At 57.6% G+C, this 26,166-nt stretch carries 20 protein-coding genes; 10 read left to right on the top strand and 10 right to left on the bottom strand.

The features are described 5' to 3' along the window. Positions 1-18 precede the first annotated feature (18 nt). Both ACP2AV_RS01750 and ACP2AV_RS01745 read right to left on the bottom strand, forming a co-directional pair. Positions 19-2,538, bottom strand: a complete 2,520-nt coding sequence (locus ACP2AV_RS01750) for a calcium-binding protein (protein WP_426370931.1) — start codon at positions 2,536-2,538, stop codon at positions 19-21. Between the two features lie 137 nt (positions 2,539-2,675). Continuing rightward, a complete protein-coding gene (locus tag ACP2AV_RS01745; RefSeq protein WP_426370930.1) occupies positions 2,676-4,928 on the bottom strand; it encodes a M10 family metallopeptidase in 2,253 nt (750 codons plus the stop codon). A gap of 575 nt (positions 4,929-5,503) precedes the next feature. Here ACP2AV_RS01745 and ACP2AV_RS01740 point away from each other — a divergent pair. Beyond that, positions 5,504-6,751, top strand: coding sequence for a glycosyltransferase (locus ACP2AV_RS01740; RefSeq protein WP_426370929.1), 1,248 nt, complete (start codon positions 5,504-5,506; stop codon positions 6,749-6,751). On the opposite strand, the gene ACP2AV_RS01735 is transcribed toward ACP2AV_RS01740, so the two are convergent. The 6 genes from ACP2AV_RS01735 to ACP2AV_RS01710 form a co-directional block, all read right to left on the bottom strand. Further along, positions 6,748-8,541 carry a rhamnan synthesis F family protein gene (locus ACP2AV_RS01735; protein ID WP_426370928.1) on the bottom strand — a complete coding sequence of 598 codons (1,794 nt, stop codon included), beginning with the start codon at positions 8,539-8,541 and terminating at the stop codon, positions 6,748-6,750. The genes ACP2AV_RS01740 and ACP2AV_RS01735 overlap by 4 nt on opposite strands. Next, positions 8,538-9,302 carry a hypothetical protein gene (locus ACP2AV_RS01730; RefSeq protein WP_426370927.1) on the bottom strand — a complete coding sequence of 255 codons (765 nt, stop codon included), beginning with the start codon at positions 9,300-9,302 and terminating at the stop codon, positions 8,538-8,540. Before ACP2AV_RS01730 ends, ACP2AV_RS01735 begins: the two co-directional genes overlap by 4 nt. A 212-nt stretch (positions 9,303-9,514) precedes the next feature. Next, positions 9,515-10,591 (bottom strand): NAD-dependent epimerase/dehydratase family protein, encoded by a 1,077-nt coding sequence (locus ACP2AV_RS01725; RefSeq protein ID WP_426370926.1) that lies wholly within the window; start codon positions 10,589-10,591, stop codon positions 9,515-9,517. A 77-nt stretch (positions 10,592-10,668) separates the two neighbouring features. After that, positions 10,669-11,538 (bottom strand): DMT family transporter, encoded by an 870-nt coding sequence (locus tag ACP2AV_RS01720; protein WP_426370925.1) that lies wholly within the window; start codon positions 11,536-11,538, stop codon positions 10,669-10,671. A 123-nt stretch (positions 11,539-11,661) separates the two neighbouring features. Then, positions 11,662-11,949 (bottom strand): HU family DNA-binding protein, encoded by a 288-nt coding sequence (locus ACP2AV_RS01715; RefSeq protein WP_426370924.1) that lies wholly within the window; start codon positions 11,947-11,949, stop codon positions 11,662-11,664. A 132-nt stretch (positions 11,950-12,081) separates the two neighbouring features. Further along, positions 12,082-13,566, bottom strand: a complete 1,485-nt coding sequence (locus ACP2AV_RS01710; RefSeq protein WP_426370923.1) for an AMP nucleosidase — start codon at positions 13,564-13,566, stop codon at positions 12,082-12,084. A 103-nt stretch (positions 13,567-13,669) separates the two neighbouring features. Here ACP2AV_RS01710 and ACP2AV_RS01705 point away from each other — a divergent pair, with 103 nt between their 5' ends. Next, the gene (locus ACP2AV_RS01705; protein WP_426370922.1) at positions 13,670-14,533 is read left to right on the top strand and encodes an SDR family oxidoreductase; all 864 of its coding nucleotides are present in this window, start codon (positions 13,670-13,672) and stop codon (positions 14,531-14,533) included. Here ACP2AV_RS01705 and ACP2AV_RS01700 read toward each other — a convergent pair. After that, on the bottom strand, positions 14,521-16,608 hold the full coding sequence (locus ACP2AV_RS01700) for a polysaccharide biosynthesis tyrosine autokinase (protein WP_426370921.1): 2,088 nt from the start codon (positions 16,606-16,608) through the stop codon (positions 14,521-14,523). The two genes, ACP2AV_RS01705 and ACP2AV_RS01700, sit on opposite strands and share 13 nt — an antisense overlap. 226 nt (positions 16,609-16,834) lie before the next feature. Between ACP2AV_RS01700 and ACP2AV_RS01695 the strand changes: the two genes are divergently transcribed. The 8 genes from ACP2AV_RS01695 to ACP2AV_RS01660 all read left to right on the top strand — a co-directional run bounded on the left by ACP2AV_RS01695 (position 16,835) and on the right by ACP2AV_RS01660 (position 25,316). Continuing rightward, on the top strand, positions 16,835-17,083 hold the full coding sequence (locus ACP2AV_RS01695) for a hypothetical protein (protein ID WP_426370920.1): 249 nt from the start codon (positions 16,835-16,837) through the stop codon (positions 17,081-17,083). A gap of 50 nt (positions 17,084-17,133) precedes the next feature. Further along, entirely contained in the window at positions 17,134-18,264 is a 1,131-nt protein-coding gene (locus tag ACP2AV_RS01690; RefSeq protein WP_426370919.1) for a glycosyltransferase, read from the top strand. Continuing rightward, on the top strand, positions 18,261-19,586 hold the full coding sequence (locus ACP2AV_RS01685) for a lipopolysaccharide biosynthesis protein (protein ID WP_426370918.1): 1,326 nt from the start codon (positions 18,261-18,263) through the stop codon (positions 19,584-19,586). Before ACP2AV_RS01690 ends, ACP2AV_RS01685 begins: the two co-directional genes overlap by 4 nt. Beyond that, positions 19,579-20,436 (top strand): hypothetical protein, encoded by an 858-nt coding sequence (locus ACP2AV_RS01680; protein ID WP_426370917.1) that lies wholly within the window; start codon positions 19,579-19,581, stop codon positions 20,434-20,436. The genes ACP2AV_RS01685 and ACP2AV_RS01680 overlap by 8 nt, the downstream gene beginning before the upstream one ends. After that, positions 20,433-21,401, top strand: coding sequence for a hypothetical protein (locus ACP2AV_RS01675; protein ID WP_426370916.1), 969 nt, complete (start codon positions 20,433-20,435; stop codon positions 21,399-21,401). The genes ACP2AV_RS01680 and ACP2AV_RS01675 overlap by 4 nt, the downstream gene beginning before the upstream one ends. After that, the gene (locus ACP2AV_RS01670) at positions 21,361-22,602 is read left to right on the top strand and encodes a polysaccharide pyruvyl transferase family protein (protein ID WP_426370915.1); all 1,242 of its coding nucleotides are present in this window, start codon (positions 21,361-21,363) and stop codon (positions 22,600-22,602) included. Before ACP2AV_RS01675 ends, ACP2AV_RS01670 begins: the two co-directional genes overlap by 41 nt. 3 nt (positions 22,603-22,605) lie before the next feature. Beyond that, positions 22,606-24,696: a YjbH domain-containing protein gene (locus ACP2AV_RS01665; protein WP_426370914.1), complete on the top strand. Its 2,091-nt coding sequence runs from the start codon at positions 22,606-22,608 to the stop codon at positions 24,694-24,696. Between the two features lie 77 nt (positions 24,697-24,773). Then, positions 24,774-25,316, top strand: a complete 543-nt coding sequence (locus tag ACP2AV_RS01660; RefSeq protein ID WP_426370913.1) for a YjbF family lipoprotein — start codon at positions 24,774-24,776, stop codon at positions 25,314-25,316. A 27-nt stretch (positions 25,317-25,343) separates the two neighbouring features. Here ACP2AV_RS01660 and ACP2AV_RS01655 read toward each other — a convergent pair whose 3' ends face one another. Then, positions 25,344-26,162 (bottom strand): CpsD/CapB family tyrosine-protein kinase, encoded by an 819-nt coding sequence (locus ACP2AV_RS01655; protein WP_426370912.1) that lies wholly within the window; start codon positions 26,160-26,162, stop codon positions 25,344-25,346. Between the last annotated feature and the right edge of the window lie 4 nt (positions 26,163-26,166).

The raw sequence follows: 26,166 nt of genomic DNA, 5'->3' as shown, positions 1-26,166 counted from the left end.
GCAGCATGGTTACCAAATTCAAAATATTACCAATGCATCCACGATATCGTCCGCGTTGGAAATTCCGTTGAACGTGATTTGGTGGCCGCCGCCCATGACCAATGAAAAGGTCTCGTTCTGGTCATTCCCATAGCTTTCGACCACTTGCATGGCCGACAGTCCGCCACCCCAGATCTCTCCGGACACCATCATGGTGTCTAGAGACACATCGAAATCCTGGATTCGGTCTCTGCCGTCCCCGGCGCGGAAAATGAAAACGTCTTCTCCGGACCCGCCGAACAAGGTATCGTCGCCAGCGCCACCTTCGATCTGATCGTTGCCGAAGTGGCCCACAATACGATCGGCGCCCTGCCCGCCGAAAAGCGTGTCGTCACCGTACCCCCCGGAAAGCGTGTCGTTGCCGTCATCGCCGAACAAAACATCGTCACCAGCCTGGCCAATGACAGTATCCGATCCGGCGCCGCCATAAACGCGGTCTGCGTCGTTTCCACCGGTCAAGCGATCATTTCCATCACCACCGGATATGTAGTCCGCACCTTGCCCGCCGTAGACCTGATCGGCGTCGGCGCCGCTGGACAGCGTATCATTGCCAGCCGCCCCGTGGACCGTGTCGCGGCCGTCGCCACTGTCCGCTTCATCTTCGCCGTTGCCTGAAGCCAGCAAGTCATCGCCGCCGCCCCCAGATAGCGTGTCATTCCCGTCCAAACCAAAAAGACGATCATGCCCGCCCCCGCCCAAAAGGGTGTTGGGTTCAGCGTTACCGGCCAACATGTCGTCCCACGCCGATCCAGACAGGTTTTCGATCCCCAGATAGACGTCGCCCTGAGCAAAGCCGGCCCAACCAAAGCCCAATGACAAAGATGCCAGCACGGGTCCGGGGCTGGCGCCGTAATCTACCAGGTCGGTTCCTTCCGCACCGTTCAGCGTGTCTGACCCAAGGCTACCTATCAGCGTGTCATGCCCGGTCGCACCGATTTGGGTGTCGCCGCCCGACGTACCGGAAACCGATCGGCCAGCCTCGACAGCCATCAAAGGGGGGCGCGTGACGCTGACGACACTGGTTGCTGTGAAATGGGCCGCGTTCAGAGACGTTCCGTTGGCAGAGGTGACCACGATCAGGTTGTCGCGGTAGCGAAGCTGCGCGCCGGTTGATGTGGGCGTGATATCCAACTGGTCCAGACCATAGAACATGTCAAAATCGGACAGGTCCAAGGCATCTATTCCTGCTTCGAAATCAAGAATGCAGTCTATGGCTTCTCCGGCGGTTATGACGAAGACGTCGGCCCCAGAGCCGCCTGTCAGGTGGTCATCGCCGCTTCCGTCGACGATGACATCATCGCCTGCCTGACCGTCAATCGTATCGTTGCCGGCACCGCCCAGGATCAAATCGTCAAATCCGGTTCCAATCAGAGTTTCGCTGGTTGAATTCCCGATTTGCGGGGCAATCAGGGTACCAAGATCGATGCCGTAGTGGCCAATCCCTGCTTCGGTTCCAGCGCTCGCGAACACTTGCAGCCCACCACCCAGCGCAACCAGTTCGATGGCCTGCACGTTATTCAATGGAGTTGTCAGGCTGTCTTCGATGCTTGCCATGCCAAGCAAGGTGCCACCCGGCAGTAGTTCGAAAAGCGATATGCCGTCATCGCCGCCCCCCGCCGCGATGAACGTGCGCCCGTTTATGGTGGTGATGTCGATGTCCTGAACAGCCCCGAAGCGTGTGATCTGATCATCCAGAATGTGGTCGACCGGCCGGATCATCCCGTCGGAATCCACCTGGACGACCGACAGGGACGAGCTGCCCGAACCGGCGATCACTGCATAGGTGTTGCCATCGATTTGGGCCGTGACAAACCCGGTTGGGCTGTCGATCCCCAAACCTTCGCCCGCGCTGATATACGACAGCGCCGTCAAGGCCCCATCGGGGTCAACGGCAAAGCTGGTCAGGGTGTTGTCGATGGCATTGAGTGTAAGAAGCAGGGGCATTCCTGCGACATCGACCTGCGCGATCTGGGGCACCGCGGCGCCGTGATACGTCGTCGTAATGGTCGATTGGCCGACTTGGGCGAATGTCCCATCGCCCTGGTCGCGCCAGGTGAGGATCGCATCATCCCCCACATGCGCCGTAAAGACGTAGGTATTCGCGCCGCTTTGCCAAGTTGTCATCGCTGTGGACGAATCGGCCAGGCCAGGGCCTGCGGTCAACACCGACGCCCCTTGGATATCGCCGCCGGATTGGACACCGTGACCCAACAGACCCGACGCGCTTGGCCCCAGAGGGGCAATATGGGTCGAGCCGGACAATTCGCCGACAAACATTGCATTCGGAGACGCAGTATAAACGCCCGCTCCATAGCTGACTTGATCAACGAAAGTTACGGCAAGCGTGTCGATCTGCCATGCAGTCAGCCCGCCATCGGGCCCCGATATTGCGAACAGAAAAGCCTGCCCGTCAATCCAGTCTGCTTGCAGGTCGGTGATCCCTGTGTGAAAGGGTTCACCGCCTTCAGACAGTGTTGCAATATATGAGAACGCAGTCACCCTTGTCCCTTTCCCACTCGCACCCCCGTGCGTTGAGAAAAGATTGCCGGAAAGGCTTTAAAAAAGGCCGATCAGAATGTGCCGACAAATGGGCAAATAGGCAAAATTACCAGCAAGCGCTTTGGTTGAGCAGTCAATCAGACGAAAAAAATGTCGTCTGACAAGGTCCCCAAGTCAGCCATTCCAACCAACGTCAAGATGTCCGTGCCGAACGCAAAAACGGTATCGCCACCGGCTTGCGTCACATGGGATTCAATGACTTGCACCGCGCTCAGCCCGCCACCCCACAAATCATCTTCCAGCCAAAGCTGGTCAGCGCCTTGCGTGAAATCTGTGATCAGGTCTTTACCGTCGTTCACGGCGAACACGAATGCATCTGCCGCGCCGCCACCGGTCAATCTGTCATTTCCTTCGCCGCCGTTCAGCGTGTCGGCCCCGGCCCCACCGACCAGCGTATCGTTCCCGTCGCCACCCACCAGGCTGTCCGCACCTTCATCGCCGACCAGACTGTCAGCATGATCACCGCCCGACAAACTGTCGTCGCCGTCCCCGCCGATCAACGTATCTTCGCCATGATCGCCCCGCAGCATGTCATTGCCGATGCCGCCCGAAACCCAGTCTGCGTGCGATCCACCGAACAAGGTGTCGTCGCCGCTGCCTCCGACGATCGTGTCCTCGCCCGGGGCGCCGAAGATGGTGTCGTTGTCGCCCCCGCCATCGAGATAGTCGTTCCCGCAGCCACCGTTGATGGAATCGTCTCCGGTTCCGCCCGTTATCGTATCGTTGTCGCCATGGCCGCGAACGATGTCGTCGCCCGCGCTCGCATCGATAGAGTCGTTTCCGGAATGCGCAAAAATCGTATCGTTGCCAGCACCACTATTGATGTCATCGTCCCCCGAGCCGCCACGCACGAAATCGCTGCCTGTCCCGCCAATGATCGTGTCATCGCCCGCATGCCCGTTCAGCGTGTCGGCCCCATCGCCGCCATCAATACTGTCCGCGCCCCCACCTGCGCCGATCTTGTCATCGCCAAGGCCTGCCGAAACGGTATCATCGCCGAGGCCGGCGTAGATGATATTGTCAGCGTCATTTCCAACAACCTCGTCATGACCAGCGCCAAGGCGGGCGTTTTCAATGACGCTACCGCGCGCAATCGACATTGCCCCCGTAACACCGAAGACATCGGAAACACCTTCCTCTCTCATGTCGATGTTCTGACCGAATGAGGAAGACACACCGCTGAAATCCAGCGTATCTATTCCGCCCGTATCGGTAATCGTAAAGGTCACGTTGGCGCCCAGATAAACCGACGACCGGCGCGCATCTTCGCCGGTAATTTGGCCAAACAGATCACCGAGATATCCGGACACAGTCGCATTATAGCCATAGGTGGTGTCGCCCGGATTCGCGTCGGTCAGAGGCCCGTAGAGGTTCTGGATCGCGACAATATCGGCAAGCATTGGCGTGATGACATAGGCAAAGTCCGCCAGGATCTCGAAATTGTCCGACTGGCTGAAATACGACATGACAGTCGCCTGCCAACTGTCATTTGCATAATCGTTGTCGACCCCGTAGGTGGCGTCCCCGTTATAATTGCCAGCATGGCCCAAGCCCAACGCATGGCCGATCTCATGGATGTATGTCTGGAACGAATAGCTGTCCAAGGACGACCCGTTAGTGGAAATCCAGTCGGTTGATATGTTCACAAGGGCGGATTGGATTTCGTCGTAATCGGGACGCCTAAGGGTTGTTGTGGTGGTGTAGGCGCCGGGTTGATCATTCGTGAAACGAATATCGGCTGCGGCAAAGCTGGTCGCTGCCTCAAAATTCAAATCGGTCACGCCAGCCCAGGCTTCGAACGCGGCGATCGCCAAGTCTTGTTCGACAGCGGAAAGCAGCGAGACATCATAGGTGAGAACCCGGTCACCTGAGACCGCGAAATAGGTTGGTTTGCCGCCCCAATATGTTTCCGTCAGCTGGGTCGCAATTTCGTCAAGGGTAAAGACCGCATCCGGCGCATAGGACGACACCGATACAGCCAGCTGATAGTCGCCCACGCCGCTGCCATCAAAAGACGTCGCCCGGATGTAATAGGCATCAGTTTGGTCTGGCCGGAATCGAAGGAAACTATCCAATCCATCAAAGTCGTCGTTGCTGGAAATCAGCGCCCCGCCGCTATCGTATATTTCCAGGTAAGGGTCATCCAGCGTCACTCCGGTCAGGGTAATGTCGTAATACTGATCGTGTACCAGACTGACCGAAATGTAGTCCTGGTCGCCGGCTGACAGGCCGCCTTCAAAGACATCCCCAACCGACATCGACGCGCCGCTGGGGATGGAATCGGACGCATCGCCGGTTTCGGTCACCGTCGCGAACATCGGCTGGGTCACGGGAAAGGCACAGGATTTTTCGAAAGGCAATAATTGCGCGCACAAGGTACACATTCTGTTACTTTCCCGCTTTCGAGTTGTTCAAGAGTTCTGTCGCAAACTGGCGCATCATGGCCGGGGATAAATCCGAATCGACGCTACGGAACGTCAGAACGTCGCCCTTGTGCCCCCCGCGGGTGAGCTGCGCGCAGATCATGGATGGCGAGATTGAGATTATTTCAAGCCGCAAATCGTTCGCGCCCGAAGGTGCCCGCCGTTCTATCTCGGCGCAGAGCTGTGCTTGCACGGGTCCATCTGACACCCCGGTGCATGCAGCCGCACCAGCCGCGCAGGCTTGCACAAAAGCACCGGCCCCGATGGACAGCGCCACAACATATGCGTTTTTGGTTTTCACTATTTCCTATCGCTGTCACCGCGACCACCTTGCCCGCAATTCATGGCAATTTTTCGTCGCGAACGCATTGAGATTTCGTGCCGGTGGCAAATTTTACGACATTCCGCGCAGCCCAAACCCGAAAAGGACGCTTTTCGGCGGTGCTTTTTCACGCTTAACTGCCGCCAATCACAGGGACACCATGACGAAATTTCTGTTCATTCACCAGAACATGCCGGGCCAATATCGTGAACTTGCACCGTGGCTTGCTGCCCAGGGGCACGAGGTCGTGTTTTTGACGCAAAGGGATCCTGCGCCAAAGATCGAAGGCATTCGGAACGTCATTTACAAGCCGCGCCATAGCGCCGGGAAATCTGCGTATCCCTTGACCCGCTACCTTGAGGACTGTCACGGCGCAGGCCATCAAGTCGCGCTGGAATGCCGGAAACTTGCCGCCGCCGGTTTCACCCCCGATATCGTCTTGGGCCACGTGGGCTGGGGCGAGATGACATTCCTGCGCCAGGTCTGGGCGGATGTGCCGATCGTCGGGTACTTTGAATATTATTACCTGTCCGATGGCGGCGTGGTCGGCTTTGATCCCGAATTCCCCCCCAACGAGGGCAGCGAATTCATCATGCACGCACGCAACGGGATAAACTATTCGAACATCGCCACATGCACACGCGGGCAAACCCCGACCCACTGGCAACACCAGACGTTTCCCAAAAACCTGCAAGACAAGATTTATGTCGCGCACGATGGCATACGGACCGACCGCCTTGGCCCCAACCCGGATGTGTCGCTGACGCTGGGCCGGCTGGATAGACCCTTGACCCGGAAAGACGAGGTTTTCACCTTTGTATCGCGCAACATGGAACCCACCCGGGGGTTTCACAAATTCGCGCGCGCCCTGCCGCAAATTCTGGAAAACCGGCCAAACGCGCGCGCCTTGATCGTGGGTGGGAACGGCGTCAGCTATGGCCGTGAAAGCACGGCAGTCGGGGGATATCGCGGGGAAATGGAAGCTGAACTAGGTGACCGGATAGACTGGGATCGGGTGCATTTTCTTGGCCGGCTGCCATATGCTGACTATTTGCGCGTAACGCAGTTGGGTCGATGTGCGATCCACCTGTCCTATCCGTTTGTCCTGTCATGGTCCGTGCTGGAAAGCATGGCAATGGAAGCGCTGATGATCGCATCTGACACTGCACCGATCCGCGAAGTGATCGAGCACAACAAGACCGGACTTTTGGTCGATTTTCACGATCACGAGGCTTTGGCCGAACAGGTGATCAAGGTGCTTTCCAGGCCAGAGGAATTCGCCCATATCGGACCGGCTGCAAGGCGCCACGTCGTTCAACATTACGATTTCCACACGGTCGCTCTTCCCCGCCATGTCACAGAGCTCAATGCACTTTTGCCCGCGGAAAAGAGAATTGAGATCGCCTAACGGGCCGCAAAAAGATTGAAAATGCGCCGCGCGACAGGACGCAGCATGGTGCCTGCGCGCGGGCTTGACCGCATCAGCGTGCCAAAGGTTCTGACCATCCATTTGCGCAAAACGACGCGCGGTTTGTTTGATAGCGCGCGGATTTCGCGCTCTTGTTCAACGAAAGAAGGCGACGACAGCCGGCCTGCCAGAGCCTGGTATTTCCATTCAAGCCGCGCATAGTTCATGGCTGCATGCTCGGGCGACATGACCTGCAGCACGTCGTATCCGGCGTCCAGAACGGCATAGGCGATCAGCCTTTCCTGTACATGTGCCAAACCGCCGTCGACGTGAAATGGCTCGGCATTGTAATCGGTCCACCGCCACGGATGCGCAAACAACTTCTGCAGTGCTTTTGGTCGAAACCAGAACATCGTTCCAAACGGGGCAAGCGGTGTCAGATCGTCCTTTGGTAGCGAAATATCCAACCGTGCCGCCCATTTTGAAAATGGCTGACGGTTTGCGAACCATCCATGCCCCAAGGTCCCGAAACCGGTGTGCACAGCAGGGGGCATCACCAAGCCAAGGTTGGGATTATCCATGAACCGTTCGATGACACGTGCGGCGTACCCCGGGCTGGCGACAAGATTGGCGAACAGGTGTTCTTTGAAGGCCTGCGCGACCTGCACCGGCATTTGCGGCGTGCGTTTCGAATGGAGCCGCAGGGCAATATCGTAGCGCTCACTCAGCGCAACATCCGCGAATGTGATGAAAAGAGACGACATGTCTCGCCCCCGGTTTTGCTCAACCAAACGCACATCCGCTGTCAGGTTTCGTGATCGGAGCGTGTCTTCAATCTGTACTTTGGATGCCATTGATCCTGTGGACACGAACAGATCGACCGGGCCGGGGATTCTTGCGACGACATCCAGTAAATCCCCGGCAGAGTCAGCGTACCAGACGTGCAGGAATACCGCGACACGCGCGCTGCGCGACGGTCGGTGATCTTCGGTTGGCAGGACCGCATAATCCCCCGCCAATACGGATGCTGCGCGCGGTTGGTTTTCTGTGCGCAGCAGTTCCCTGCCCGCACAATGAAGCGCGGGCGCGCGGTTTTTCAGAACCTCCAGCGCCGCATGGACATTGATTGCCAAGGCGTCAGCGAGACCGGGATCCACATTAAAGATCCGCGAAGAAACACACGGTGATCCGGCCTTTAGAACGCGCGCCGGTTCAAACAGCCCAGGCAACGGAGCGAGACCAGGGGCATCCAGGGCAAATCGCAGCGGGGCACGGGTTGCTTGCAGGTATCTTCGCAAAGAGTGTTCGGCCGCTCTGGGGCGCTGGCAGTCTGCAGGGCCATCCAGAAAAGCTGCCGATGGCCGGGGGGCAAAATCGGCCCCCAGAACAGCAAAGTCCAAGCTGGGCAAAGGCGTTTGGGGCCCGTTTGTGGCCTGAGCCGGGCCTTGGACATCCAAGATCGGATATGCAGACAGGACACCGTCCGGGGGACAGTCCTGCACAAGACGCTCTATATCCATAGCACCCAACGCATGCGCTCCGGTCAAAATGACCGCCTGCCCGGTTAAGCGTGCAGGCAGTCCTGATCGGTAGGCAGCGGCCAGCCCCGGCGCATTGATGATGGTATCGGGCTGAAGACCATCAGGCAGCGCCGCGATCTGCGGCGCCAGCTTGTCGATCTCTCCGGCCATGACCAAGCGATCTGCATGACGTTTGAGTTCCTGAAGCGCGATTGGGACGTGCGGTCCCCAGTCAGATGCCTCTGCAATCGCGTAGATTGCCAGCGTCATGCGGCGATCCTGCCCAGAATGTCGTTCGCTTTTTCACGCACCGCGCCAGATAACCAAAGACCTGCATCCGCATAATAAAGAAAACTATGCGTAGTATTGCGAAATACGGATGCGGACCCAGGATCGCACGTGAAACTATTTCGCAGCTCTTGGCGCACGCGGGTTTCAATGTGGCGCAAGAAAGCGGCGTCTGCCGGTACGGTCAACCGTTTGTGCGCCCCGCGGGCTTCGGCAGATACCAAACGAACAATGTCGGCCCGTTCGCGCGGCGATGTCCGCGCCATGAAGGCTAACCGTAAGGCCGCCGACGGCGTGGCGCTGTGCATATTCAAAAAGCGAAGAAATTCGGTGATTTCCAAGGGTAGCCGTTCATTGGCCGGTCCTGGTTTGGCTTTGACATCTTCCAAATTCAAAACGCGCGTTGCGATATGTTCAAACAGATCCCGGCCACAGGACGACAGATATTCATACGGCACGAGGTGCAATCGCACCTTTGGATCACGTAGAAACGGGCGCAGGCCGAGCGCCGGATTCAAAAGGTTCGACGCGTAAGGGTTGGTCAATTCGCGCGCAAGTCGCTCTGGCAGGCTTTCCGTTTTTCCGTGTTTGACCTCTTCTGCCCAGTAGGACGCCAGACGTTCCACCGGGTCGCGCAACACGTGAATCAATTCGATCTGGTGGGCATTCACCCCGACGCGCAGCGCATGAAAACGCTCTGGAGACCACGCGCTGAATCCCTCGGACGAAAGCAATAACGACATATTGGGCGCCTGCGACCAAATTCGGTTCAAATGGGCAATCTGGCGCGTTGGATCAGCGCTATGCGCCAGTTCATGATGCGCGCGTGCATCTGGGCCAATACGCGGATAGAGCCACCCCGAATGACGCAATTGACGCCGGGTCCGGTGAAAGTTCGACTGCAGGTAGGTTGACCCGGTTTTGTGAGGACCGACATGTACGACAAGCCGCCGGGTCATGCCGCAATCATTTCCGCAGACCAGCCAAGAAGGCGGGACAGACCATCGCGCAATTTCACCTGTGGGCGCCAGTCAAGAACACGTTGTGCTTCAGAAATGTCTGCCCATGCATGACGAATGTCGCCGGGCCTGAAGCGGCCCGAAATCCGGGCATTTTCCATTGGCTGGCCGGATTTGGCCAGCATCGTTTGCGCCACGGCAAGGATCGTGCTGCGGTCGCCCGATCCGATATCCAGAACAGTTGGCAAATCGCGCGCATGAACCGCGCAAGCCAGCGCGGCTGCCGCATCAGTGACATAGAGAAAATCGCGGGTGATCCCGCCGTCCTCGTAGATGTCCAGCGACGCTTTTGCGGCAATGCGTTGGGCAAAGCAGGATAGAACGCCGGTGTAAGGGTTAATAAGCGACTGGCTGGGCCCGAAAATATTTTGCAGGCGGAAGGAACAAACCTGGGTTTCAGACCCCCAAAACGCTTGTGTCAGCAGGTGTTCCTGCATGAGCTTGCTAGACGCGTACACCGACACGGGCGATGGCGCCTGCGTGCTTGAGGCTGGTACTGCCGTGAGTGGTCGGCGCTGTTTGTCATAAACCTGAAAATCGCCCGCCTCGAGATCGCGCCGCAGACGCGGCAGCGCCATCGCCGGGCACCCAAAGTCATCGACATACGCGCCTTCGCCATAAACAGCGCGCGTGCTGGCCAACAGCAAACGCTTCGGGGGCCCTGCAGACCGTAGGGCGTCAATCAGATGGGCCGTGCCATCTACATTGACCTGGCAATAGAGAGACGGTTGATCATAGCTTTCGCCGGTGCCCGTTTCAGCCGCCAGATGCACGACGACATCGGGACGGGCCAAAGCAACTGCGTCGGTCAATGCGGCAACATCCCGGATATCGCCGAGAAAGACCCGCGCACCGCTTTTTCGAACTCTTGCGAGGTTTTCGGTGTTTTTTCGATGCGCCCGAGGGGACAGGTTGTCGAACACGAATACATCGCATGTCCCGGTCAAGGCCTGCACCAAATGAGAGCCTATGAACCCAGCACCGCCGGTTATGAAAACGCGCGCCGCCTGCATTTCGATTGTCCCTTCTGCGTCAATCGTTGTTGTCCCAAAGATTGCAGAAGAAGGTTAACAGGCGCTAAAATCGGGCCCTATGTCGTGCGCACCCGCGCGGTTTGCACAGCGATAATGCCAACGGTGATGATCACAACCCCGACGATGTCGCGATGGGTCACTTGCTCCCCCAGAATCAGCGCTGCGATTGCGACGCCCAGAAACGGGGTCAGGAAATGAAACACCGCTGCCTTGACGGAACCGATCCGGTTTACCAACCAGAACCAAACAAGCGTTGCCAACAGCCCCGGAACGAGCACGGTATATGAAAACGCGATTACGACGGCCGGGGTGATATTAAATTCGTAGGTGTCAAAAACCGGCGACGCGATACCCAAAGCAATAGCACCGACAAACATTTGCAATCCCACGACCATGAGCATGTTGCCCTGCGCTGAACTGCCCTGAACGGCCAATGTCGCAATTGCAAGGGCAGCCGCCCCGGCCAGACACAGCGCCAGTCCGATGGGATCTGTACCGCCGCCAATGCGGCCGGACATGATCAGCGCAACACCGGCAAACCCAAGGAGCAGTCCCAAGATCGACTGCAGATCCAAGGGACGGCGAAAAATGCTCCAGCCAAGAAATGCGACAATCAGGGGCATGCTGGATGCGATGACGGCGGCCAAGGATGCTTCGATGGTCTGCATCGCGAAAAAGTTGAATCCCAGATAGATCGCGTTCTGGCAAAAGCCGAAAATCAAGACCGTGCGCCATTGATTGCGCGTCAGGTGCCAGGTTTGGCCCAACGCCCGCGCCAGCAGAACGCCAATGATCCCGGCGATGAAAAACCTGACCGACGACACCGCAAGAGGCGGTGCGTTGGTCACAATGATCCGAGCTGATGTGAAAGCCGAGCTCCACATTGCGGCAAAGGCCAGTCCGGCAAGGAGCGCTCGAAAATCCATTGTTCCTCTTTTCCCGGGGCCGCGCTTCGCTTGCGGCTACGACTGGGGCTACGACGGCGGCAGGCCTAAGTCAAAAAAGGCCGCCCCTGACGGGACGGCCTTTTGATCGTGGATTGCAACGGCTCAGCCGTTCACGCTGTCTTTCAGAGCCTTCGCAATGGTCATTTTCACAACCTTGTCAGCAGGCTTCTGGATTTGTTCTCCGGTGGCGGGATTGCGAACCATCCGTTCGGGGCGAGCCCGGCACATGATCTTGCCAACGCCAGGAAGAGTGACGGCGCCGCCGTTCGAAACTTCCTTGGTGATGATTGTCGTAATGGCTTCAAGCGCCGCATTTGCCGATTTCTTATCGGTGTCCATTTCTTCGGCCAGAGCGGCGACGAGCTGGGTTTTAGTCAATGGTTTGGACATTTCTATCTCCTCGTACCTCCCCCTTGTAATAGGGGATTATGGCGTTGTTGTACGCGAATGTTGCGGTGGCACACAACAATTAGTGTAGGCCTAGGGTCACTTTTTCGCTTATTTTGTTGGGTTTCCGCGAGGTCAGAGGAATGCGGTCTCTTCGAATGAGCGCAATTTCCGGCTGTGAATGCGTTCCAAAGGCATCTCGCGGATTTTTTCCATCGCGCAAATTCCGATGAGCAAATGGCGTGCGACTTGCGTTTTGTAGAAGTCGGATGCCATGCCCGGCAGCTTTAGTTCGCCATGCAGCGGTTTGTCAGAAACGCACAAAAGCGTACCGTAGGGCACCCGGAAGCGAAACCCGTTTGCAGCGATTGTCGCGCTTTCCATATCCAGCGCAATCGCCCGCGATTGAGACAGGCGCTGGACAGGTCCCGACTGGTCCCGAAGTTCCCAATTGCGATTGTCGATGGTGGCGACCGTGCCAGTGCGCATGATCCGCTTGAGCTCGAAGCCCTCCAGCTCGGTCACCTCTTCGACGGCATCTTCCAGGGCGACCTGAATTTCGGCCAGCGCCGGGATCGGCACCCAAACAGGCAAGTCATCGTCAAGCACATGATCTTCGCGAAGGTATCCGTGCGCCAGCACGAAATCGCCCAGCCTCTGTGAATTGCGCAACCCAGCGCAATGCCCAACCATCAGCCACGCGTGCGGACGCAGGACCGCTATGTGATCGGTCGCCGTTTTCGCGTTGGATGGTCCCACCCCGATATTCACCAAGGTGACGCCCGCCCCATTTTCACGGCACAGGTGATAGGTTGGCATCTGGGGCAGTTTCGCGGGCGTGGTCATCGGGGCATCGCCCGACGTGATCACCTGATTTCCCGGCCCAACAAAAGCGGTGTATCCACTGTCGGGGTCCCTCAGCTGGGCGCGCGCATAAACTTCGAATTCCTCGACATAGAATTGGTAGTTCGTAAACAGAACATGGTTCTGGAAATGCTCGGGCTCGGTCGCGGTATAGTGCGCCAAGCGGGCCAGCGAATAATCGACCCTCTGCGCGGTAAAGGGCGCCAATGGCCCCGCACCGTCTTCGTAGGTGAACCCGTAGCCGTTAACGATGTCGTCATGGGTCGTCGATAGGTCGGGCACGTCAAAAGCATCGCGCAAAGGATAGGCCATTGCGCCTTCCTGCGGCACGGACACATTGGCGTCGTTGGCGACGGCAAAATGGACCGGCATCGCGGTCAAGGACGGGCCGATCAAGACGGGGACCTTGTGGTTCTTGATGATCAGGGCGATTTGCTGCGTCAGGTAACTTTTGAAAAGGTCCGGGCGAGAGATTGTTGTGGCATAGGTTCCCGGGGTCGCCATGTGGCCGAAAGACAAGCGGCTGTCGACCTGCGCATAGGACGTGATCGACACACGGATTTCGGGATAAAAGGCGCGAAACCTGGCGCTCGGCTGCGTGGACCCGGCATGTTCGGAAAACTTCGAGCAAAGGAATTGCGTGGCTTCTTCATAGAGTTCGATCAATCGCGAAACGGCCGCGGCGGGGTCAGTAAAGGCCTCATGTCGGCGCGGATCGGGCGTGCGGATCGGAATATTTGCGTGGCTTGCGTTCATTTTTTTTCCTTTTTTGAGCCTCAGGCGCAGGTTTCCCCATTAAGTCAGCAAGAGCAAGAGCAACCGGCTTGATCATCAGATGACTTGTTTACATATCAGGACCATGACCTTCAGACTGCTCTCCATCGGACACGGGTACTGCGCCCAGGCTTTTTCCAGAACGTTAGTTCATGACGGCTGGGAGGTTGTCGGCACGACGCGATCAAAAGACAAAATGCAGCGCGCGCCGGATGCAAGCCGGATGGTTCTTTTTCCCGGTGACGACATCGCCCACGAGTTGTCACATGCGACACACCTGTTGGTTTCCGCCGGACCGGGCGACGAGGGCGACCCGTTCTTGCACCAGTACGCCGATGACATAGCAGCGGCAACGCATCTGGACTGGATCGGCTACTTTTCGACGACTGGCGTCTACGGCGACCGCCGCGGGGGCTGGGTCACTGAAGAAGACGAGGTTGCCCCTTCGACCCTTCGTGGCAGACGCCGAAAAGAGGTCGAGGCCGCCTGGCAAGCGGTGGCACAGGACCATGGATTGCCGCTGCATATCTTTCGGTTGGCAGGGATCTACGGGCCGGGCCGGGGGCCGTTTTCCAAGGTGCGCTCGGGAACTGCGCGGCGAATTATCAAAAAGGGTCAGGTGTTTTCGCGCATACATGTGGATGACATCGCGCAGGTCCTGCGCGCGTCAATCGCGCGCCCCAATCCGGGGGCCGTGTACAACGTCTGTGATGACGATCCAGCTCCGCCTCAGGACGTTCTGGAATATGCCGCAGAGCTTCTCGGGCTACCGACCCCGCCAGCCGAAGATTTCGATACCGCCGACATGAGCCCGATGGCGCGCAGTTTCTATGCCGAAAGCAAGCGGGTCTGTAACAAACGCATCAAGGATGAATTGGGGGTCGATCTGCTCTACCCGGACTACAGGGTCGGCTTGAAAGCCCTCGTGACCCAAGATCAACCCGCGTAATATTCCTCGCCGTAGGCGCCGTATGAGTCCCCGTACCCATACCGTTTGGCACCTTTCGGGTGCACTTGGCTCAGGATCAGGCCCGATACTTTCTGATTGGCACTCTTGAACATGTGCAATGCGTCTTCGACTTGGGTGCGGGTGGTGTGGTCCCATTTGACGGTAAACAGCACCGCGTCAGACACCTGTGCAAGAATACGCGCGTCAGGAACGACCAAGACCGGCGGGGTGTCGATGACAATCATGTGGTAGTGATCACGCAACGCGTCGATAAAGCCCGCGAATGCGTCCGAACTGAAAAAATCGGCCGCGTTGATCATCGATCGTTCGCCGAACAACAGGTCTATGCCGTAGACCGGATCGCGATGCAGCGCTTGTTCGAACGGAACCTCACCTGCCAAGACAGATACGAGCCCGCCACGCGCCTCGTTCGGAAAATACTCGGAAAACACCCGCCGCCGGATATCTCCTTCGATCAACAGAACGCGCTTGCCCATACCTGCGCAGTTCAATGCAAGAGCAAGCGAGTTGGTCGTTTTGCCTTCACCTGGCACAGACGATGTAGAAACGATCACTTTCGGCGTCTTGTCGATATTCGACAACAGGACCGACGTGCGTAGATTTCGCACGGCTTCGGCGGCGGCGGACGTTGGACGTTCATTCAAATAGGCAAGCGTTCTTTGGCGGTTCTTCCCGGGAATAATCGGCACTTGCCCCAACACGGTCACCCCTGTTGCCTCTTCCAGATCGCGTGCGGTTCTGAACGTGTTGTTGCGCCATTCGCTCAGCAGGACCACCGCTGCGCCGAATACCAGGCCGAACATCGCGGACATCGCCAATATCATCCCGCGTTTGGGCGATGCGGCTGCGCGCGGCGCGACCGCCGATGACAAGATACGGCTATCGGCCTGTTGAATCCCCTGCTGTGCGGACGTTTCCTTGAGTCGACCCAGAAAGTATTCATACAGCAACCGGCTGGCTTCGGCCTCGCGGGTCAGCTGCTGGAGTGCGATCAAATCTTGGCTCTGGCGCTCAATCTGGCTGGCCACTTTGTCTTTTGCCGCCTGCCAACTGCCCAATTGGATATCAGCCTTTTTGGCTTCATCTTGCGCGTTCGCGACAATGCGTGCGAACCGAGCTTGAAAGAGGTTTACCAAGGCCTTGTCATCGACGCTTGCCAATCGGATCGCCACCTTTTCCAACTCGGGGTCTGCGGCCACTTCTCTTTGGGCATCAAGACCATTTGCGTTTTGCAGTTCACTCAGTCGGGCACGTTTCTGCTCGGCGACGGCTCTTGCGACGTCTACCTTGTCGCGCAGGTCCTTCAACTGCCGCTCAAGTGCGGCCAATCCTGCTGGCGTCACAAGTTCCGTCTCGGCTGTAAACTGGGTGACCCGCGCCTCGTTGGCTTCCAGTTCATCCTCTAATTCCGCGACCCGCCCGGTCAGCCAGGATGTCGCTTGAGCGGTCGCGTCGAATTTCACTTCGATCTGATTCAGGATATAAAGTTCGGCAATCGTGTCGGCGATCCTGGCGGACTTTTTGGGCGCGGTGGTCTGAACCGAGATCTCGAACACCAAGCTCTTGGGGATATTGCGCACAGTGCTCTGCGCAAGCAGGATGTCGATCGCGATGTTGCGGATATCTTCTTCATTCAAGGGTGCAGACCCCGACACGGTTATCCCCAGCTGTTCTTCAATTTCCTTACGGATCTGGGATAGAAAGGTCGGCAATCTGAGGGTCGGATTGAATTCGGGATCATTGCTCAATTCAAGCCGGTCCACCACCTTGCCCATCAAGCCGCGGGCCCGAAGCACTTCGACTTCTGACGCCACGACCGACGCATCACCCGAAAGATTGCCCATGACGTCATCCAGATTGACGACCGTTTCTTCGCGGGTCTCAAGCATGACGATTGCCTTGGCGCGGAAAAGCGGAGTTGCCCCAACGAACGCGTAATAGCCACCGACGAACAGGCACATCGCTGTAATGAATGCTATTGTGTAGCGGCCGGCCCAAAGCCCCCGGAAGATCGCCGAAGCCTCAAAAGAAACCGCATTGGTGCCCTGATCCATATTGTGCTTTCGTGGTCCATTCTGGTCTCTCGCCGGGGTCGTCGCCCGGCGCTTGTATCCGGCGCAGCCGTTGGGAATTTCAACCTGAAGGCATGTCCGGACACATCGTTAACTAAGCGGGATTGTTTAACTGTGGGTTAAGCATATTGGGTCTAACACTGAGCTGACCAACACAGGCCGGTGACCCTTCTTTCGCGCCGACCTTCAGCTCGAAGGACACAGTTTCATGAAGCGCCCCTTTGCGATTCTAACCGGTATCAGCCTCGGGATGCTGCAAGCCTGTGCGCCCGCTGTGCCGGATTCAGCGATGCAGGCAAATGACGAAAGCGTCATCATTCCGGACGTGAAAGAAGCGACGAATATCCCGTTCTTTATCGCGCCGCTGATCTTTGCTGGCGGGGGTGCGGCCTTAGGCGCGACGATGCGCAACCAACGTGGAAACTCGGGCAGTACCCCACGCACCATACGCCCCTGAACACGTTCGCAAACGCGCGGAGAAGCCGCCGGAATTCGCAGGAAGAACTCTTGAAAGTCGCATTGATACATTACTGGCTGGTCGGGATGCGCGGCGGCGAAAAAGTCCTGGAAGCGCTGTGCCGCATCTTCCCGGATGCCGACATTTTCACCCATGTATGCGATCCCAAAGCACTCAGCCCCACGTTGCGGCGCCACCGGATCATCGAAACATCGGTCGGGCGCATGCCGATGGCGCGAAAGCTCTACCAGAGCTATTTGCCATTCATGCCTGGCGCTTTGGAACGGCTTGATCTGTCGGGATACGACTTGGTGATCTCATCCGAAAGCGGCCCGGCCAAAGGCGTGATCGCACCGGTGAATGCGCCCCATATTTGTTACTGCCACACCCCGATGCGATATCTTTGGGATCAGTACCACATGTATCGATCGGGGGCCGGAACGGCCGCCAAAATGGCCATGCCCGTCTTTGCGCCTGGCCTTCGGAAATGGGATGTCACAAGCGCCGCGCGGGTCGATACGGTTCTGGCCAATTCCACGCATGTTGCAAAGCGCGTGCAAAAATACTGGCGCCGCGATGCGACCGTGCTTGCGCCCCCAGTGGATGTGGATGCGTTCGAAATCACCACCCGCCCTCTGGGCGACTACTATCTGTGGGTCGGTGAACTTGCCCCCTACAAACGCCCTGATCTCGCTGTCGAAGCGTTCACAAGGATGGGCAAGAAGCTGGTCGTGATCGGCGGACCGGACAAAACGGCCCGAGACCTCAAACGTAGGGCTGGCAATACGATCCACTTTCTCGGCAAGACCGATTTTGCGACACTTCAGGACCACATGGCGCGCTGCAAGGCCCTGATATTTCCCGGCGAAGAAGATTTCGGAATTGTGCCCGTCGAAGCGATGGCGTCGGGGCGGCCGGTCATCGCACTGGGGCGTGGCGGCGCAACTGACACAATCGTGGATCGGAAAACCGGGGTGTTATATGATGACCAGTCCGCCGAGGGGCTTATTGATGCGGTTGAGCGGTTTGAAGCCGATAAGCTGGATCAACTTGACCCCATTGGCCTCAGATCGCACGCCGTCCAATTCGGCGAACCGGCGTTTCGCGCCGGGATGATCGCCGTTCTTCGGGAAAATGGAATTCATTTGCCCAAATCCAGTTTCGCGGTAGCCGCGGAATGACGATCGCACCGTCGCATTTCGGTGGCCGCCTGCGGTCCGACCAGCTTCTGGCCAAACTGTTGCGCGGTGGACTAAACGCGCTTGTCATCAAAATCGGCGCGGCGGGTCTGTCGTTTGTCATGTTCCTTACACTGGCAAAAGCCATGAACGCAGGCACATACGGCCAATTCGCATTCGGCTTTTCGCTGGCAACATTTCTGGCAATTTTCGGTAGCTTTGGATTGCGCAACTTGTCGCTCCGGTTTGCTGCCATCTACGCGTTGGAGCGCCGCGACAACGATATGAGCGCGCTTGTTCGTTATTGCTATACCCGCGTTCTTGCCGGGACAGGCGCCTGTGCAATCTTGTTGATGCTTACAGGTGTCATCAGTCAAACACCTTGGCTGATCGGGGCCGGTTTGCTGACACTTGCGCTTGGTTTGGGCGAACTACAGCCGCATATCTTGCGTGCCTCGACGTCGATGAACCGGGCACTTTTCCCGCGTGATATTTTATGGCGCCTGGTCGTGATCGCAGCGGCCGTCGCCGCGTCTTTCGGTTTTCTGACCCTTGGGGCGAGCGGATGGCTGCTGCTTGCAGCTACATCGCTGTTGATGATCACGGCTATCCAGTTTGTCATGTCGCCACACCTTGGGCCTTTGGCATTCAAAGGCGGCATTGGCGAACCTGACCGGTGGCGCGCGCAGCTTGGCGGGCTATGGGGCAGTTCGATCGTGGTTTCGGCGGCTCCCAACCTGTCCGTCGTGTTTCTTGGGCTTGTGTCCGACGCTCAAGAGACCGGGGCATTTTTTGCGGCGTTGCGGTTGGCGATGCTGATGAACCTGTTTCTTCTGGCGACCAACATGATCGCCGCGCCACTCATCGCAAGTCACCACGCCTTGGATGATCGTGCCAGCGTGCAACGCATATGCCGCCTGGTACTGATCGGTGTCGGTGTTCCAAGCACAATAACTTTCTTGGTCTTCTTGGCGGCTGGCGGCTGGGTCCTTGATCTTTTCGCTCCGGGATATGATGCGGCAAAACCCGTCTTGCTCATCATCGCAGCCGGATACCTGATTTCGGCGCTGGCAGGCCCCACCGCCCAAATCATGGAAATGCAAGGTGACGCGACATTTCAACTGAAAGTCATGACCATCAGCCTGGCTGTCGCACTATGCGCGCTCGTTCCGCTCAGCATGGCGTTTGGCGCTACAGGCGCCGCCCTGACTCTGGCGGCACACACCATCGTCTGGAACGCGGTGATCTATTGGCGCATCTGGCGCGTGCATGGGATCGCTGCGGGTATTGTGCCACGCACACTGATGGAGAGGCTGGATGGCTGAACAAACACCCATCAACTTCCTGTATCTAGGTGGGGACAAATGTGGCTCAACGTGGTTGCACCACGTCTTGTCGCGTCATCCAGAGGTCAAGCTGGCGCGCGCCAAGGAACTGTTCTTTTTTGATCGGTTCTACGAAAAAGGATGGCAGTGGTATCTGTCCCAGTTTCCAGACGGTTCAGCCAAACGTACTGGTGAAATTTGCCACGACTACCTGTATTCCAACGCCGCGCTCAAACGTATCGCGCGCGATACAGCCCCGGACAGCGTTTACCTGATCACCTTACGCAATCCGTATGAACGCACGCTGTCGCATTGGCGGTATTTGCGAAAGATAGGGCGCACACGCCTTGGGTTTTGCGATGCCGTACGCGAACTGCCGGGGCTGACAGATCACAGCCTTTACCATTCTCGCATCCAGGCCGCGTTCGACACGCTGGGGCGTGATCGTGTGCGCATTCTGTGGTTCGACGATCTTCGCCGCGATCCCGCCTTGTTCGGGATGGGCCTTTGTGCTGCGCTAGGGGTCACCCACATAGAAGATTTGCCCTATTCGGATCGCGTTCTGGAAGGTGGAACGGCCCGCGCGCCCCGACTGGTCAACTTGCTGAGAAACGTCGGCTGGGCCTTGCGCGCGATCGGAGCGCCCGCCGTCGTCGGCAAGGTCAAGTCTCATCCCTGGACGCATCGCATCTTGTTTTCAAACCGAGCATCGCGCAGCTCGGCCGACGAAATAGATGATAGCGTTCGGTCCTATCTGGCCGCCTGTTTCGACAGCGATATTGCCAAATTGGAGCATTTGACGGGACGCGATCTGAGCGCTTGGCGCAACTGGCCGGCTCAGTCAGCATGATGCGTTCTGTCCCGCAACAGGGTATGGCCGGTGGAGTGTTGTTGGTCGCACTGGCTTACTTCGTCATCCAGTCAGCAGCCTTTCCTTTCGAGATGCGACCCGACGAATACAAGGCAGTTGATACCTACGTCGGCTGGCTGTCGGGTGATGTGGTGCGGTCAACCGAAGCGTTTACACGTCTCTTGCTGCTGATCACAAATCTGTCCATCACCTTCGTCCTGTACCGGCTGCGGCTCATCAACATACAAACGCTTGTCATTGCGGCCCTGTGGCCGATGACAATCTTTTTGTTCTCCAAGATTTATTGGGAATTCTTTGTCTTTCCATTTTGTCTTGTCCGGCATGATCTGACCGTCAGGGGCGAGCTTGCATTCATAGGTGCCTTGGCGGCGCTTCTTGCGATGACCGGAGAGGCAAACTTGGCCGTGTTGATCATGTTCCGCATGGTGCTCGCTGGTCAAAAGGGCGGGTTCCCGATCCTTGCGCCACTGGCTTTTGCCGGCGCGGGGGTCCTGATCAGCGTGGCCATGGACGCTGGTGTGGGGGCGAACCTACCGTTCATTGGATCGCATGTTGCACGGTTCTCGTGGACCCGCGATGTGGTAAACCCAGAATATTCGGTTTTCGAAACCGTCGCCATTTTCATGACGTCATTTCACTTTTTCACCCTGCACACGGGGCTGTGGATGATCGATGCGGCGTTCTCGATCCTCGTCGTCATTTCCATATTGTGCTTTGCGGGATCTTTCCAAAGGTTGCGCGCAAACTGGGTGCCAATTTTGGCCTTCGCCTGCGTCCTTTACGGTCTGACAGAGGTGACGCACGCCTTTCAAAACGCACGGTACTTTTTCTTCTATCTTCCCCTGATCGCGTCGATCGCGCCGCCAGCGTCCTGGCCCATCGTGGGTGGGTTGGGCATTGCGCATGTCGTTTTCAAAGCTGCAGAGGCAATTTGGTATGGGTAGTGGCCGTCTGATCCTGAGCGCCGTCATGTACAGCCCGAACCTGGGCGACGGGGTCATCGCTGAATGCGTGTCACACGCGGCAGGTGTTCCAACCGCTTGGTTGGATCTTGCAGGGCGCACCAGGTTTGATGGACCGGGCTCACATAAACGCGCGCACGTGCTCAGGGCACTTGATGCGCTTCCACCGGCGGTCTCGCATCGTCTTGCGAGCCAATTGGTTCGCAACCAGATACGCACCAAACTGCTTCCCTTGATCGATCGTGAGATGCCAGGTTCATGTGGCGTACTTTTCGGCGGAGGGCAGATCTTTGCCGATGCTCACCTGAATTTCCCCCTGAAAATCGCCGCAACGCACGCGCAGGCGCAGCGGCATGGGCTGCCCGTTGCCATTCAGGGCGTAGGTGTATCAAAGCAGTGGTCATCCGACGCGTCGGATTTGTTCGGCAAGGTTTTTGCCCAACCCCTTGCGCATATTTCCGTTCGCGATTTTGCGTCCCGCGACAACCTTGCCCGGCATCTGGCACGCACCAAGAAAACCGTACCTGATATTCATGTGTTTCCGGATCCCGGCTTTCTCGCATCGCGGTATTTTCGCCCCGAGCCCAAGGCAAGCAATACGATCGGCCTGGGGATAACCCACCCGGCCCCACTGATCGTCCATGGCGGAAGCGACTATCGCTTGCCACTGCGCACCTACGTTTCGCGCTATGCGAAATTAGCGGCCGAAATTGCGCGCGGCGGCATGGCCGTAGAGCTATTCACAAACGGCGCCGCCGAGGACGAAAGCTGCCTGCGCTCGGTTTTTGACGCCATCCCATCTTCGGTCAAACCCATGATCACCGTCGCAAAACGATGCGAAGCGCCGCGTGATTTCATGGCGCTTGTTTCCGGGTTCTCGGCCGTGGTCTCTCACCGCATGCATGCGAATATTGTTGCGCATTCATATGGCATCCCCTGTGTCGGGCTTTCTTGGGATGCCAAAATGGCCGCGTGTTTCGATCTGATGGGGCGAAAGACTGCATTGCTCGATGGTCGCCTTACCGATCCGGGGGCGATTGCGCAGAAAACCGTGGCCGAGAGTACAACTGGCATCACCACGGATGACCGGCATCAAACTTTGCTGAACAACGCTGCGCGCGGGGTAGAAATGGCGATTGATGCAATCGGTGCAACACGCGCGCCCTTCAGAACGGCGGTGTGAAGCTTGAAAAATACGACGTCAAGATTCTTGCTTGCCGCACTGGCCCTGCTTTTTGCGGCGGGCGCGTTAACCAATCAGGCGCGAGCTCAAGATCGGACTCTTTCGTTTTTTGGAACCCCGGGCATCGTCGAGATGCCGACGGCCGACCCTTTTCCGGACGGCCACATTTCCCTGTCCGTAGCTCATTTCGCCAAGACGACCCATTCGACCTTCAGTTTCCAAATTACGCACAGGCTCGGGGGCAGCTTTCGTTACACCGCCGCACGCGATTTCAATCTGCGCGCCGGGCGCCCTTCAACTGATTACTACGACCGAAGTTTTGACCTCTACTATCAACTGGCGTTCGAAACTGCGTGGCGCCCTAATCTGCGGGTCGGTATTCGCGACTTCGGTGGCACCGGCATCTATGCGTCTGAATATATCGTCGCAACCAAGCGCATCGCGCAAAATGTCAGGTTGAGCTTCGGCATCGGCTGGGGGCGCCTTGGAACCCACAATGGTTTCACCAACCCAATCCCCGGGTTCTCGGAACGGGCCGTGTCCGGCGGGACAGGTGAATTCAAACTGGGAACCCTTTTCCATGGCGATGCGGCCATATTCGGCGGTGTAGACTGGGCCGCCACAGACCGCTTCCACTTGCTCGCCGAATACAGCTCGGATGCATACACGCGCGAGGTCGAAGGAGGTCTTTTTGAAAGACAAAACCCTGTCAATTTTGGCGTGAGCTATCAGTTCGACAGCGGCCTGGCGCTTGGGGTTTACTATCTCTATGGATCGCAACTCGGCATCCGGCTCAGCTATGGTTTCAATCCAAAATCGCCACCGATACCGGGCGGAATTGACGAAGCGCCGCCCGAACTTCTGCCAAGATCGGCCATTGCCGCGGCCAGTTGGGGCGACGTGGATGGCAAACGGTTTGCCAACGACTTGGCTGATCAGGGATTGCAGCTTGGTGGGATAAGTTTGCACCAGGGGCGCGCGATTGCGCGGATCAACAACGCGCGGTTTGGCAGCGGAGCGCAAGCGATAGGGCGGGCCGCGCGGATCCTAGCCAACACCCTGCCGGCAGATATTGAATTCTTCACCATTATCCCAACCAGCAACTCCATGGCGCTATCCGCCGTCACGCTGAAGCGATCCGATCTGGAATCCTACGAACATCAGCCCGGGGGAAGTTGGCAGACCTATGTCAGGGCGCATATTTCCGATGCTTATGTTCTTGGCTCACATGTCGGGCCATTGTCGCCCGACCAAAGGTTCAATTTTCGGGTCGGCGCATATCTGTCGCCCACGTTGTTTGACCCAGACAGCCCGTTGCGGTTCGATGCCGGGGTCGAGATCGCGGCGAGCTATCAGCTATCCCCGGCATGGGTGGTGCACGGGGCCTTGCGCCAACCGTTACTGGGAAATCGGGACGGGGCCGAGCCCGAACCAGATGGCACATTGCACCACGTCCGAAGCGACGCGGTGCTTTATGATCGCGCCGCTGATCTGGAATTGTCCTATCTCGTCGCCGAGCACTTTTTTCGACCAGCGACGAACACCTACGCCCGTGTTTCCTTTGGTTATCTTGAACGAATGTTCGGGGGCGTGTCGGGCGAAATTTTGTGGAAACCTGTCGACAACCGGTTGGCCTTTGGGCTTGAGGTCAATTACGCGCGGCAACGGAATTTCGATCTGGGTTTCGGATTTCAGGACTATGACGTCGTGACGGGGCACGCATCAGCATATTACGACTTCAAAAACGGTTTTCTGGCCCAGATCGACATGGGCCGCTATCTGGCTGGCGATTGGGGTGCCACGTTCAGTTTGGACCGCGAATTCAACAATGGTGTGCGCATTGGCGCCTTCTTTACCCTGACAGACGTGCCGTTTGATGAATTCGGCGAAGGTGCATTCGACAAAGGTATCCGCATTTCCCTGCCCTTGTCCTGGCTGTCCGGGCGCCCATCACAACAAGGCTTTGGAACCGTTATTCGGCCGGTGACACGGGATGGCGGCGCGCGGCTGGACGTTGCGAACCGGCTTTATGAAATTACGCGGGGCTACCACCGCCCCGTCCTTGAACGCCAGTGGGGGAGGTTCTGGAGATGAAGTTCATCCAACTGCTCGCGCTTCCAGTGGTTTTTACTCTGGCAAGCTGTTCATCCGATCCTTCAAGCTCAGGAATCATGCAGAGTGCTGTCAGGCTCTCCAATGCGCCGATTGAAGCACCTGCGCGCTTTCTGGCGCTTGAAGCAGAAGGCGCCCCAGCGATGAAGGTTTCGGTCGAAGCGCGGGGCACGGCGGCGCCGTTTCGCCTGTCCAGCTCGAACAAGGGATACGAAACCTGGCTGGGATCCGACGGTGTCAGCCTTACGTTTCAAGATGGAATCCTTGTCGAGACGCGCGGACTAGGCGGCGACGTGATGGCAAGCGATGTGACCGCCCTAAGCCGGCTGATCGAAACCGGAAATACCGGCGCGGCGCGGCGTATTGTGGACGTTTTGACCGGCAGTGATCACATCACAAGTATGGTGTTTGACTGCCGGGTTTCGGATCGTGGATCGCGTCGACTGGAGGGCTTGAACACCCATCTGGTTGCCGAGCAATGCAGCGGCCGCGATATCCAGTTCACCAATCTTTACTGGCGCGCTGGCGGGCGAATGGTCCAGTCGCGGCAATGGGCCGGTCCGTACACGGGCATGGTCGCAATCAAAGCAGTGCAGCCCTGAACCCCATCGAAAAATGAGGCCTACCGATCAGTAATAGTCGTACTTTTGGCCATCTTCGATGTAGGTGCAGTGGTTGAGTGCGATCCCCAGAACATTCGTAAGTTCGGCCACTTCACGCTCGCAATTGTCGATCTGGGACACAGTCGTGGATCCTGCCCGCGCCATGATCAGGGCGCAATCGACGTTTTTCAGAAACGACCGCGTCGTGTCGTTCGACAGCAGCGGTGGAAGGTCAAAGATCATCAAGTCCGGATCGTAGTCATTTTGGATTTCGTCGACCAGTTCTCCGACCCGGCCACTCATCAACAATCGGGTGGGATCAGCCGTGGGACGGCGCGCGGATGCAATAATCAGGTTACCGCCATAGCAGTGGGTCAATTCCGAGAACTTGCCCTGTTCTTCCAATATTCGTTGAATTGCGTCGCCCGAACTGATGTTCAGATACTTGCCGACAGCGGGACGATGCAGGTCAAAGTCCAAGAGCATCGTTCGCAGATCGGACTGGCGGCTCATTCCGAAAGCCAGGTTGCAGGCGGTCGTGGTTTTGCCGCATTCAGGCGTTGGCGACGTGACGGCCAACCGCTTCCAACCGTTCTGGCGCATTTGAAGCAACACTTTTGTCCGCAGGATATCAAACGGGTTGGCTTCGGCTGACGGGGTCAAGGTGACGATCCGGTTCTTGGTCAGCAGGTCGATGTCAGGTTCGTATGGTTTGATTTCGGACCAACGGGCAGCAGGGCTACCCGCCCGCTTGACCTGGCGTTGCTGAGACTTGGCCGCACGCTCAGCGGGGTCGCTGGAACGTTTTTCCCGGGCCTTTTCGATCGCGCTTTGTAGCTTTTCCATACTT

It is taken from the genome of Aliiroseovarius sp. PTFE2010 (assembly GCF_049943335.1).
In the GTDB taxonomy this organism is placed as follows: Bacteria; Pseudomonadota; Alphaproteobacteria; order Rhodobacterales; family Rhodobacteraceae; genus JBNFVY01.
Note: the sequence above shows the minus strand (reverse complement) of the source record. Positions and strands in the feature narration are given on the sequence as shown.